This is a genomic window from Ruegeria sp. HKCCD7628 (assembly GCF_057221005.1).
Map to the genome: position 1 here is coordinate 1,167,533 of NZ_JBWVBA010000001.1, position 12,007 is coordinate 1,179,539.

Genomic DNA, 12,007 nt, shown 5'->3' on the forward strand with positions numbered 1-12,007 from the left:
GTGAACGTCTACCGCGCGAAGGGGGAAAGGGTCCAGTCCTTGCCCCTTGACGCCCGCCGTCACAGACACGACGATGCCTGTAAAATTGATCAAGAAGGGTTCTATAATGTCCGTTTTCCTTCACCGCAGCTGCGGTGCTGTATTGGCCTATGCCTTAATCTCTCAGGGGGCGCTGGCTGATGTCACCGCGCAGGATGTCTGGGATGATTGGAAATCCTACCTGACCCAAATGGGCTATTCTGTGGAAGCTCAGGAAACCGCAGACGGCAATGTGCTGACAGTCACCGATATGACCATGACGATGGCTCTGCCGGAAGAGGATGGATCCTTTGACATGGTCGTCCCTCAGATGACCCTGACCGAAAACGGAGACGGCACCGTCAGTGTAGACGTCCCCGAAAGCTTTCCGATGACCGTGAAGGGTGATGGCAGTGGCGAGACCTTCTCGACCGAAATCCTATACACCCATACCGGCCTCAAGATGGTTGTCTCGGGCTCGCCCGAGGATATGACATATGACTATTCGGCTGGCTCGATTGGGGCCAAGTTGGATGGGTTTACCGTAAATGGCGAAGAAATGCCCGCGGACGCGCTGGCCGTCAGCATCGCATTGAACGACGTAAGCGGAAGCTCGCGGATGAAAATCGGTGAGAACCGCGATGTTGACCAGAACTTTACAGCCGCCGACCTGACATACGGGCTGGTTTTCAACGATCCCGAAAGCGGTGAGACGGCCAATGTGGACGGTGCGCTTCAACAACTCGCGTTTGAAGGCACCACGGTCATTCCATCAGATTTCGACGTCGCTGATCCGCAGGCTTTCTATGATGCCGGCTTCGCCTTTTCCGGCCGCTTCACCTACGACTCAGGCAAATCCGCTTTGGCGGGAACCAGCGAAGGCCAAGCGTTTTCACTGGGAAGCGAGTCCCAAGGCGGGCGCCTAGCCGCCAGCCTGGACGCACAGCGCTTGGCGTACGACATCGAACAAAACAGCACCAAAGTGGCTGTGACTACGGCAGACCTGCCGTTCCCGATCGAAGTCGCGATGGAAAATGCGGGTTTGAAATTTGAGTTCCCGGTCCAGGAATCTGAAGAAATTCAACCCTTTGGCTTTGCGATGAACCTGACAGACTTCACTATGTCTGACGTATTGTGGAGCATCTTTGACCCCGCAGGCGCTCTGCCTCGCGACCCGGCAACAATTGCGCTGGACACGACCGGTACGGCGAAAATCCTGACCAACTTTTTTGACCCCAACGCAGTTGAGACACTTGCCCTGTCCGATACCGCACCGGGCGAGCTGCATTCGATGAAGATCAACGAATTGTTGATCTCGCTGGTGGGAACCAAGCTGACCGGCGATGCCGATTTCGCCTTTGACAACGCAAACACCGAGGCTTTCGACGGCCTGCCCACGCCAAAAGGTACTGCGAACCTGCAGCTTGTCGGCGCGAACGGGTTGATCGACACGCTGATCGGCATGGGGCTGATGTCGGACAGCGACGCATTGGGTGCCCGCATGATGATGGGTCTTATGGCGGTTCCGGGCGAAGAACCTGACACGCTGAACTCCAAGATTGAATTCACCGAAGAGGGCCAGATTCTGGCGAACGGCCAGCGTATCAAATAACCATCGAGGGAAGGCTTCTGTCGGGGCCTTCCCCTTTACCTGCGGCCGACGCGCCGAAACAGTACAGACCCGCCACTGCTGACGCGCTGATCATAGGCGAACCCAAGGGCGGACAGGTGGTCGAAACACGCTTTTATCCCGCGCAGACCGATCTTGCGGGTGTGCACCTCTAGATAGACCTTGTCCACATTCGCCAGATTGGCTCCGTCGAACAGGTACTTCTCGCCGCCTTCGATATCGACAATCAGAACATTGGCGTCGAAGTCGCCAAGAATTTCTGACAAGTGCCGTTCTGGCACGCTGACCTCTTGTACATACTCGGGTTTCGGATCCAAAGAAGACGACCAGAACGGATCACGAATGTAAAACGTCGACATCCCCAATTCGTGCGAGTCCGCCAGCGCGACCGCATTCAGCACTTCGACCCCTTCAATTCCGTTCGCGGCATGGACGCGGCCGATAAAGTCGCACAGGGTTGGGTTGGCCTCGATGCACATCACGCGACGAACATTCAACTGGGTTGCCAGATAGGACGAGATGAACCCGATTCCGGCCCCAAGCTCGACCACGCGGTCCTCGGGATCGATGAATTTCGGCAGGCCGGTCACCTCGTCCTTCTCGTACCGTTCTGCGCGGATGGATCGTGCAACCTGAGGCGTGATGACATCCGGATCATTCGGTATCCGAACCCCACGCAACGAGAGAAGATCTTGCATAAACTGCCCTGCCCGTTTGCCCTGCGCCAACCCGTGCAGAGCCTTCATTTCGCAATCAGGTTTAGCCCATGCCCCAGTCCTTAGCAGCCGGTTTTTTGCTGAAAACCAAAAGTTTTTGCACCCTTCACGCAGCTGCTATGGTCCTGATCCACCCACAGCCCTTGCGGGACAAGCTGTCCAAGGCTAGGTCCAATACAACCATACCGGAGGTTTCATGACCCGCACGCCCGAAGATATCAGCCAAGATCTGCTGGACGCCGCCCGCAAGGCCGGAGCAGACGCTGCAGACGCCATCGTACTTGACGGGTCATCCGTTTCGGTCGAAGTCCGCGGCGGAGCGTTGGAACATGCGGAACGCTCGGAAGGGGCTGATCTGGGTTTGCGGGTGTTTCTGGGCAAGCGTCAAGCGATCGTTTCAAGTTCTGACAGCCGCCCCGAGACCCTGACAGCCATGGCCGAACGCGCCGTTGCTATGGCGAAAGAAGCACCCGAGGATCCGTTTACCGGACTGGCACGGACGGATCAGCTGGCAGCTGATTGGGATGTAGAGGCACTTGAGTTGTTCGATCCAACGCCCGAGCCGAGTGCCGAAGACTTGCTAAAGGATGCTCTGGCAGCCGAAGCAGCCGCGCTGGCTGTGCAAGGCGTGTCACAAGTATCGGACGCGGCGGCGGCCTATGGGGTTCACCGCGTGCATCTGGCAGCGACCAACGGCTTTTCGGGCGGGTATGAACGCAGCAGCCGGTCGACCTCGTGCGTTGCAATCTCGGGCGAGGGAACCGGGATGGAGCGCGACTATGACGGCGACAGCCGTACATTCCAGTCCGATTTGCGCAGCCCCGATGACATCGGTCGCAGCGCGGGTGAACGGGCTGTGCAGCTGGTCGGCGCGCGCCAACCAGTGACCGGTACGTTCCCGGTCCTGTTTGACGAACGCATATCGTCCTCGTTGATCGGTCATCTGCTGGGTGCAAGCAACGGAGCCGCCATCGCGCGTGGATCTTCGTGGCTGTCCGACTGTCTGGGAGAGCAGGTGCTTCCTGCCCACTTATCCCTGATCGAAGACCCGCATCGTCCGCGCATTGCCGGATCGCGCCCGTTCGACGCCGAAGGACTGCCCACCCAACGCCGGGCTATTGTCGAAAACGGTGTCCTGACTGGCTGGACATTGGATCTGGCCAGTGCGCGCAAACTGGATATGCTCTCGACCGGGAACGCGGTACGCGGCGTGTCTGGCCCACCTTCGCCCAGCAATTGGAATCTGAGCCTGACTCAGGGTACACAAAGCCGCGAAGACCTGCTGCGTGACATGGGCACCGGGCTGCTGGTCACGTCGATGATCGGGTCCACGATCAACCCAAATACTGGCGATTACTCGCGCGGGGCCTCGGGGTTCTGGATCGAAAATGGGCAGATCGCCTACCCGGTCAACGAATGTACCATTGCGGGCAATCTGCGCGACATGCTCAGGCGGATCATTCCGGCAAATGACGCACGACCTTACCTGTCGCGCGTTGTGCCGTCGGTTCTGATCGAAGGGATGACACTTGCCGGCAACTGACCTGCAACTGCTGATCGACGCTGCGCTTGAGGCCGGAAGGATCGCAACGCGGTACTCTGGCACAACTGCGCAACGCTGGGACAAACCCGACGGAGCCGGCCCAGTTACCGAAGCCGATCTGGCCGTGAACGCAATGCTGGAACAACGCCTTCCCTTTGCGCGGCCCGACTACGGTTGGCTCAGCGAAGAAACCGAAGACTCGCAGGCGCGTCTGTCCAAAGATCGCGTGTTCATTATTGACCCGATCGACGGCACCCGCAGTTTTGCGGAAGGATCAAAAACCTGGGCGCACTCGCTTGCGGTCGCCCAGCAGGGCGAAGTCACGGCCGCAGTGATTTATTTGCCTTTGCGCGACATGCTTTACGCTGCAGCCAAAGGACAGGGGGCCACGCTTAACGGCGCGCCGATCAGGGTGTCCGGCGCCTTGGACTTGGAAACCTCACAGGTTCTGGCCGCAAAGCCAAATCTGGACGCGCGTAACTGGCGCAACCAAGATGTGCCAGACTTCATCCGGACCTATCGTCCGTCTTTGGCCTATCGACTGGCGCTGGTAGCACAGGGGCGGTTCGACGGTATGCTGACCCTACGCCCGAGCTGGGAATGGGACATCGCTGCCGGAGATCTTATCATTCGCGAGGCCGGAGGAGCCTGCACTGATCGCACTGGAGGCCTATTGCGGTTCAACAACCCGAATCCGCGCCTGAACGGGGTCATCGCTGCGGGGCAGCGGATTCACACCCAATTGTCGGAAAGACTGGCTCCGGAAGGCCCAGGAATACAGGCATGAGCAAACCGCGCTCTCTTAGCCTTGCAGCCTATCGCGTTCTGTCCTGGGGCGTTCCAAACGGGACGGACAAACCCTACATCCCGCGCCCCGAAGGTGAGCTGATCTGGATACATATCGCCTCTCAGGATCGCCAGCGCGTGGTCGAGGGCTTCTGCCAACGTCTGCGCCAATCCCGTCCCAACCTGTCGGTCTTGTTGACTGCGCCCCCTCAAGCTGACCTGATCCGTTGGGATGCAAGCAGCCATCCTTTGGTCAATCTACCGTCCGAACAGACTGGTGCCGCACGAGAATTTCTGGATCATTGGCGTCCCGACCTTGGTCTATGGGTCGGTGGCGGGTTAATGCCCAACGTGATCACCCGCGCTGAAGAACGTGGGCTACCCCTGATTCTGATCGAAGCCGAGATTGATATCCACGTGGCACGCGGCGCACGATGGTTGCCCGACATCACACGATACACCTTTGATTGTTTTCAAACAATTCTTGCCACATCACCCGAAACAGTTCGACACATTCGCAGGCTCGGCGTCCCGGCCTCCAAAGTCGACACGGCCCCGCCGTTGCACGTCAGCCCCAATCCAAGTCCCTGGCCCGAAGATGAATTGATCGAAATGACGCACGCGCTGTCCAGCCGGTCAGTGTGGTTGGCAACCTGGGTTCAGGACAAGGAATTCATCTCGGTCCTCAGCGCGCACCGCCAGGCAATGCGGATGCTGCCGCGCTTGGCTCTTATCCTACATGTCGCCGACATGTCCGAGACCGAACCACTGCATCGCAGGCTGCTCTCGATGGACCTTAGATGCGTCAATTGGGACGACGGAGGGACAATCGAAGATACAACACAGGTTATACTGACATCGGACCCTGAAAATCTGGGTCTGTGGTATCGTCTGTCACCCGTAGCATTCATGAGCAGCTCGCTTGAACGGGGTGCGGGTGGGCGCGATCCGCTGACAGCAACTGCTCTGGGATCCGCGGTCATTCACGGACCTTTCGTGCATCGTCATCAGCAGCTATATGATCAGCTAAACAGAGCAGGTGCGGCTAGATTGGCCCGCACCGCGACCGAACTGGGCGATGCAGTGGTAGAACTTCTGGCACCTGACGAGGCCGCGAGAATGGCTCTGGCGGGTTGGGAAATCGTGTCAGAAGGCGCTCCGCAAACGGATCACCTGATCGAAATTGTACAGGACAGTCTGGACCAGCGGGGCCAAGATCATGCGAGCACCTGATTTCTGGAATACTGCGCCGGACAAACCGTCATTGGCGGCTCGGCTTCTGTCGCCGCTTGGGCACCTTTATGCTGCAGCAACCGCTCGCCGCGTTGCAAGCGATCTCGGCTTTGCCCCCGGTGTGCCGGTTATATGTGTCGGTAATCTGAACGCAGGCGGCACTGGCAAAACGCCTACGGTCATCTGGATGATCGAACAACTGCGCGACGCCTGGCATCAGACCCATGTGGTCACCCGCGGCCATGGCGGATCGCTGGACGGGCCGGTTCGCGTCGATCCCGGCAAACACACCGCAGCAGATGTTGGCGATGAACCGCTTTTACTGGCGGCATTCGCCGATGTTTGGGTCGCCAAAGATCGCGCCGCCGGAGCAAAAGCCGCAGCCCAAGCTGGAGCAACGGTTATTGTGCTGGATGACGGGTTTCAAAATCCCTCGGTCGCAAAGGATTTCTCGGTCATCGTTGTGGATGCGGAACGCGGGTTCGGGAATGGCCTGTGCCTGCCCGCAGGCCCGTTGCGCGAACCGGTCGACGTAGGACTGCAGCGGGCCGATCTGGTTTTGTCGTTGGGCGACGCAGATGCACAGGCCCAATTCTCAGACCGTTGGGCAGGGGATTTAACTGTTCCAAATGTCACCGGTGCGGTCGAGCCTCTGCAAACGGGTATGGACTGGAGCGACACTCCCGTATTGGCGTTTGCCGGTATCGGACACCCGGAAAAGTTCTTTGCTACCTTGCGCAATCAAGGCGCAACACTCTTGCGGGCCGAAGCCTTGGACGATCATCAGCCGTTGACCTCGGCGTTGATGACCCGCCTGGAAAACGAGGCACGTTTGTTGGGCGCTCAAATGGTCACAACGGAAAAAGATGCTGTTCGTTTGCCCGCCGCCTTTCGCAGCAAAGTAATAACGTTGCCCGTCCGTTTGCGTGTCAATGAGGCCGATAACGTCAGGCAGATGCTACTTAAAATCGCACCGTCGCCGTAGGTAGCGGCCGGCCCTAAGACCGGCCAACCCATATTAACTGCCCAATTCAGCTTCGATCAGCTTCTTGAACTCGTCATATGACTGGTTGTCGACCTTTTTACCGTTCACGATGAACGAAGGTGTCGACTGGATACCATCCTTTTCGGCATTTTCCTGATACCAAGCGACCAGAGTACGCGCCCGGTCTCCGTCCTGCAGACAGGCTTCAAGCTGATCGTTGTCGATCCCTGCCAGACGCCCGATCTTGCGCAGTTCATCCACGATTTCAGCAGGACCGCCAGCGCGCGTCCATTCGGACTGGCCTTCATAGATCAGGTCCGAGATGCCAAAGAATTTATCGGGTCCGGCACAGCGCGCGACCATCGAGGCCCACAAGCCGTAGCGATCGAAGTAAACCTCGCGGTAGGTGAACTTAACCTTACCGGTGTCGATGAAATCCTTCTTGAGCTGCTTATACGGCCCTTTGTGGAAATTCGCGCAATGCGGGCAGGTGTAGGATGCATATTCGATGATCTCGACCGGTGCGTCCTCGGCCCCCAGGGTCATCTCGACGATGGTCGAGGTGTCCAGCTCGGCCTCTTGCGCCTCGGCGCTGCCGATCAGCGAAAATGACGCGTTCGGTGACGACAGCAAAAAGCCGCCTGCGGCAATGGCGACGGCCGCGCAAATTCCGGTTGCAATACGGCTCATGAATCAGCCCTTTCTCAGCGTTTTTGTTTGGATAGAACGTTACGGCCCAGACGTTCAAGGGCTGCACGCAGATCGCCATCATGGACGCCTTGCGCTGCCCGGTCCGCCTCGGCCGCGATTTCCGGTTTCAGTATGGGTTTCGCCGGCTTCGCTTTGTGATCGAAACTGGCCTGCCCCTCGGCAAATCCTGTCGGAGCGGTCTGGGTGATACGCACCCGGCTGATGGCGTTATAGCCGTAAACCGCGTTCACCTTGCCGCGCAGCTGTTCCTTTTGCATCTCAAGCATCGGTGCCTGCGGGCCGGTAGTCAGCACAGTCAGCGTCGCCCCCATGCCGCCCTTACCATAGCCCACATTCACAGGCCGCGCGATGGCGGCCATATCCTGTCCCACGATCTCGGCCCAGTGAGTCAGGATGCGCGACACGGCAAACCCGCGGCTTTCGCCCGCACGCCTGATCTGCGTATTCAGCAATGTCGCGGTGCGTTTGAACCCGCGGGTCGAAGAACGTCTGCGCTGCATCTGGTTTCCAACTCCTGCACCACTATTGTAGAGGGCAGAACACCGGGCGCCAGCGAAACCCGACAGGGAGATGATTAAAAATTGCGTGACACAGGCGAATTTGACGTCAGCAGCGAATTGCTGGGCTGGTACGACCGCCACGCCCGCCAGATGCCGTGGCGCGTCAGCCCCACAGATCGGGCCGCCGGGGTGCTGCCCGACCCCTATCGTGTCTGGCTGTCCGAAGTGATGCTGCAACAGACCACCGTGGCCGCCGTGCGCGACTATTTCATGCGGTTCACGACGCGTTGGCCCACGGTGCAGGCGCTGGCCGCAGCCCTAGATGATCAGGTCATGGGCGAGTGGGCCGGCTTGGGATACTACGCCCGCGCTCGCAACCTGCTGAAATGCGCCCGCGTGGTGGCGGACGAACATGGCGGTCAGTTCCCCGACACCTACGAAGCTTTGCTGACGCTGCCCGGCATCGGCCCTTATACTGCCGCCGCTATCTCGGCCATTGCCTTCGATCGCCCCGAGACGGTGCTGGACGGCAATGTCGAACGTGTCATGGCACGGCTGCACGACATACACGATCCCCTGCCCGGCTCAAAACCGCAGCTGAAAGACAAGGCCGCCGCACACACCCCGCAGGCCCGACCCGGAGATTATGCTCAGGCCGTGATGGATTTAGGCGCAACGATCTGCGCGCCAAAATCTCCGGCCTGTGGAATTTGCCCTTTGCGCGAACCCTGTCGGGCCCGCAAGGCCGGAACACAGGCGGACCTGCCGCGCAAAACGCCAAAGAAGCCAAAACCAACGCGATACGGCCATGTTTACATCGCCCAGCGACGAGACGGGGCCGTTTTGCTAGAACGCCGCCCCGACAAAGGACTGTTGGGCGGAATGCTAGGCTGGCCTGGCTCTGATTGGTCCGACGCGCCGGTCGAAACGCCCCCTTTTGCTGCCGATTGGCAAGTTCTGCCTGCAGAGGTGCGCCACACCTTCACTCATTTTCATCTGATCTTGCGCGTCTGGACGACCGACCTGCCAGACGACACGTCGCCCGACGGTCTGATAATCTTAGACAAACACCAGTTTCGCCCAGGTGATCTGCCAACGGTAATGCGCAAGGCGCACGACCTGTGGCGCGGTCGATAACGCGTTGTACAGCGATTCGAACTGTGGCTAGACTCGCCTCAATCTCTGCGGAGCCTGATACATGATCGCACCAGACATCCTGTCCCGATGGCAATCAGCCCTGCCGTTCTGGGTTTCATTCCTGCTAATCCCACTGATCTGGGTCACTGCTGTTCTAGGCGGGTGGTGGGTGGTTTTGGTGCCACTTTCAACATGGTGGGCCTTTGCCGCACTGGATAAGCTAACCGGGCTGGAACTAAGCAACGCCGACCCCGACACTCCCGACACTGCGCTGCACTGGCATATCCTGTTGACCAAAGCGTGGGTGCCGGTTCAGTTCCTGACCCTGTTCGGGTTGATCTGGTTCGCGACACATACAAACCACCTGTCCACGGCGTCCAAGATCGGGCTGTTCTTTGGCATGGGCGTAATCTCGGGCACGATCGGGATCAATTACAGCCACGAGCTGATGCATCAAAAAGGCCGGGCTGAGCGCTGGCTGGGGGATATCTTGCTGGCGATGGTGCTGTATTCACATTTCCGATCGGAACACCTGCTGGTCCATCACCGCTTTGTCGGCACCCCCCGAGATCCTGTCACCGCCCGATATAACGAAGGCTTCCATCGCTTTTACCCTCGTGTCCTGTGGCAATGCCTAACTTCGGCCTTCCGCGCCGAGCGCGAAAAGCTGGCCCGCAAAGATCGCCCGTGGACAGACCGCGCAAACCCGTTCTGGCGCTATTGGGCGTTGCAGGCAGGAATGCTGCTGCTGGCCCTGCTGATCGGAGGTCTTTCCGGCCTTGCCTTGTTCCTGATTCAGGCCGGCGTTGCGATCTGGCAACTGGAGCTGGTGAATTATGTCGAACACTACGGCCTGACCCGGAAACACTTGGGCGAGGGCAAATACGAGCATGTCCAGCCCCGCCACTCGTGGAATGCCTCGCAAAAGGCGTCGAACTGGCTGCTGATCAATCTACAGCGCCACTCGGACCACCACTACAAACCCAACCGCCGCTTTCCCCTGCTGCAACACCATTCACAGGACGCAGCGCCGCAATTGCCCTACGGCTATCCCGTTATGACTGTTGCCGCCATGATACCGCCCCTGTGGAGGCGCGTTATGAACCCCCGTGTCAAGGCATGGAGGCGGCAATACTACCCCGAGATAACCAACTGGACGCCCTACAATAAGTCGCGAAACCCGTTGCCCTCCGCATGACCGCAGCGCGCTCCCGCGCGCTGCCCGGCCCAACAGTCTTTAGGGCATCTTTGATGCCGTACAGACTGGCGGGAGCACCTACATCACCCAAATATCCATCGGATGCTCTACACCCCGCACGCTCTGACCTGTACGTCGCACAAATCCTTCGGTCAAAGTCGCAGCGTTTGATCCTTCCTCGGAAAGCTGGGCACAAACCTCGTCACTCAGCACCACTTTGACGTCAAAATCGCGGGTCAGCGCCTCTAGTTTTGCGGCCACGTTCACCGCATCGCCTATGACGGCAAATTCCAACCGGTTCGCCCCAATATCTCCCAATACGACCGAGCCGTAATGAACACCGATCCCAACCCGTATTTCCGGCTCGCCCAGCCGCCGTCTTTCAACATTCCAACGGTTGATGACCCCCACCATGTCCCGCGCGCAAGCCACAGCATTACTGGCGTCCAGCGGCGTGGGCACCGGAGTTCCGAACGTGGCCATCAACCCGTCCCCCAGATACTTGTCCAACGTGCCGTGATGGCGAAACACCTCGGTCTCCATCCGGGCATGAAACCCGCGTAGGACTTCGATCACTTCATATGGATCGCGCCCGGCCGCGTATTTGGTAAACCCAACGATATCTATGAACAAAACCGCGACATTTTCCTTGCGTACCTGTTTGAGCGGCTCATCATTTTGGCTCAGCTCTTCCACCACATTGGGCGAAAAATAGCGCGACAGGTTGGCGCGCTCCCGCTCCAACCCGGCATTTGTCATCAACAACCGGTTCAGCCGTCGCATCGAGATACCCAACGTCACGGCAACCATCACGAACACAATGACCTGCTGAATGCGCAGCGACGGCATAAAGCTGTTTGGGTCCATGAACTCGGCCACGTCAGGATAGCCAGCCAACGCCTGAGCAACCCGTTCGCTGAGACCGGGTATCGGAGTCGCAACCCACCACGCAACGATCCAGCCAATAGTCCACATCATCGCAGTCCACGACCCGATTGCCACAACTGTCCGCCAGGAATAAGCAAGTGTTCCCGCCGCCAGAATAATGAAGAAATACTGAAAGTTATCGAACCTGTACTGCATGGCCAGTGGCCGGACGTCGTCGCTGAACGGGTTCGGGATGATCATGCCCAGCGTCATGATCAGAAGATCCACAAAGATCAAAAGCAGTTCGACCCGCGATTGCCCGACACGGCCCGCACGTCGGATGAACCAACCGTTTGCGCAGATCAGCAGTAGAATGAAATGATACCACATCACCTCCCACTGGGGATTCAGAAAGACCAAAAGCACACCGGTCAGTCCCATCGCGACCCAACGTGCGCGTACGGCCAGTTCCAACCCTTCGCGCTTGTGCTTTTCCAGCGCGGCCTCGGTGTATTTGTTGTCCAGATCGTAGCTGTCTGGTTGTGTCACAAAAAACCGGCCAAACCGGGATTCGCTGGCTGTGGTATCCGACATGGCTGAGGCTCCCTCGGTGCGCGGCGGGCTATATCGAATTCATACCGAAATGGGAATGTGATGAAAACAAAAGACCCCGCCGAGAACGG

At 58.7% G+C, this 12,007-nt stretch carries 11 protein-coding genes; 7 read left to right on the forward strand and 4 right to left on the reverse strand.

Features of this window, described 5'->3' with window-relative positions; all coding sequences use genetic code 11:
- Positions 1-106 precede the first annotated feature (106 nt).
- Entirely contained in the window at positions 107-1,630 is a 1,524-nt protein-coding gene (locus AC2TAD_RS05800; RefSeq protein ID WP_480866492.1) for a DUF2125 domain-containing protein, read from the forward strand.
- Positions 1,631-1,665: 35 nt separating this feature from the next.
- On the opposite strand, the gene AC2TAD_RS05805 is transcribed toward AC2TAD_RS05800, so the two are convergent.
- Complete coding sequence (locus AC2TAD_RS05805) at positions 1,666-2,394, reverse strand: FkbM family methyltransferase (protein ID WP_480866494.1); 729 nt, start codon at positions 2,392-2,394, stop codon at positions 1,666-1,668.
- Between the two features lie 166 nt (positions 2,395-2,560).
- Between AC2TAD_RS05805 and AC2TAD_RS05810 the strand changes: the two genes are divergently transcribed.
- The 4 genes from AC2TAD_RS05810 to lpxK are packed head-to-tail and all read left to right on the forward strand — an operon-like array spanning position 2,561 to position 6,911.
- On the forward strand, positions 2,561-3,907 hold the full coding sequence (locus AC2TAD_RS05810) for a TldD/PmbA family protein (RefSeq protein ID WP_480866495.1): 1,347 nt from the start codon (positions 2,561-2,563) through the stop codon (positions 3,905-3,907).
- Positions 3,894-4,694: an inositol monophosphatase family protein gene (locus AC2TAD_RS05815; RefSeq protein WP_480866497.1), complete on the forward strand. Its 801-nt coding sequence runs from the start codon at positions 3,894-3,896 to the stop codon at positions 4,692-4,694. The genes AC2TAD_RS05810 and AC2TAD_RS05815 overlap by 14 nt, the downstream gene beginning before the upstream one ends.
- Positions 4,691-5,926, forward strand: a complete 1,236-nt coding sequence (locus AC2TAD_RS05820; RefSeq protein ID WP_480866499.1) for a 3-deoxy-D-manno-octulosonic acid transferase — start codon at positions 4,691-4,693, stop codon at positions 5,924-5,926. The genes AC2TAD_RS05815 and AC2TAD_RS05820 overlap by 4 nt, the downstream gene beginning before the upstream one ends.
- Positions 5,913-6,911 (forward strand): tetraacyldisaccharide 4'-kinase, encoded by a 999-nt coding sequence (lpxK, locus tag AC2TAD_RS05825; protein ID WP_480866500.1) that lies wholly within the window; start codon positions 5,913-5,915, stop codon positions 6,909-6,911. Before AC2TAD_RS05820 ends, lpxK begins: the two co-directional genes overlap by 14 nt.
- A 33-nt stretch (positions 6,912-6,944) precedes the next feature.
- Here the strand turns inward: lpxK and AC2TAD_RS05830 are convergent, their stop codons facing one another.
- Positions 6,945-7,601: a DsbA family protein gene (locus AC2TAD_RS05830; RefSeq protein WP_480866502.1), complete on the reverse strand. Its 657-nt coding sequence runs from the start codon at positions 7,599-7,601 to the stop codon at positions 6,945-6,947.
- A 14-nt stretch (positions 7,602-7,615) separates the two neighbouring features.
- On the reverse strand, positions 7,616-8,122 hold the full coding sequence (locus AC2TAD_RS05835; RefSeq protein WP_480866504.1) for a DUF721 domain-containing protein: 507 nt from the start codon (positions 8,120-8,122) through the stop codon (positions 7,616-7,618).
- 81 nt (positions 8,123-8,203) lie between these two features.
- On the opposite strand from AC2TAD_RS05835, the gene mutY reads away from it, so the two are divergent.
- Positions 8,204-9,259, forward strand: coding sequence for an A/G-specific adenine glycosylase (gene mutY / locus AC2TAD_RS05840; protein WP_480866505.1), 1,056 nt, complete (start codon positions 8,204-8,206; stop codon positions 9,257-9,259).
- Between the two features lie 61 nt (positions 9,260-9,320).
- Positions 9,321-10,457 (forward strand): alkane 1-monooxygenase, encoded by a 1,137-nt coding sequence (locus AC2TAD_RS05845; protein ID WP_480866507.1) that lies wholly within the window; start codon positions 9,321-9,323, stop codon positions 10,455-10,457.
- A gap of 78 nt (positions 10,458-10,535) precedes the next feature.
- Here AC2TAD_RS05845 and AC2TAD_RS05850 read toward each other — a convergent pair whose 3' ends face one another.
- The gene (locus AC2TAD_RS05850) at positions 10,536-11,918 is read right to left on the reverse strand and encodes an adenylate/guanylate cyclase domain-containing protein (RefSeq protein WP_480866509.1); all 1,383 of its coding nucleotides are present in this window, start codon (positions 11,916-11,918) and stop codon (positions 10,536-10,538) included.
- Positions 11,919-12,007 lie beyond the last annotated feature (89 nt).